We start from the raw sequence: 204 nt of genomic DNA, 5'->3' as shown, positions 1-204 counted from the left end.
TCGCCGACCCGCCGATCTGCTTCGAACTGCACCGCGAGGACCAGGAACACACCACCACGTTGCTGCGGGAGGGCCGGGTGATGGCCGCGGTGACGTCGTCGGCCGCCCCGGTGCAAGGCTGCTCCGTGCGCCCGCTCGGCGCCCTGCGCTACCTGCCGCTGGCCCATCCGGAGTTCGTGGCGCGGTGGGTCACCGGCGCGCTGC

1 pseudogene is annotated in these 204 nt (G+C 74.0%); it reads left to right on the top strand.

The window, feature by feature from the left end:
* A pseudogene (locus tag CCN39_RS52465) lies at positions 1-204 on the top strand (ArgP/LysG family DNA-binding transcriptional regulator); the annotation flags it as partial.

This window comes from Amycolatopsis kentuckyensis, from assembly GCF_002155975.1.
Classification (GTDB): domain Bacteria; phylum Actinomycetota; class Actinomycetes; order Mycobacteriales; family Pseudonocardiaceae; genus Amycolatopsis; species Amycolatopsis kentuckyensis.
Note: the sequence above shows the minus strand (reverse complement) of the source record. Positions and strands in the feature narration are given on the sequence as shown.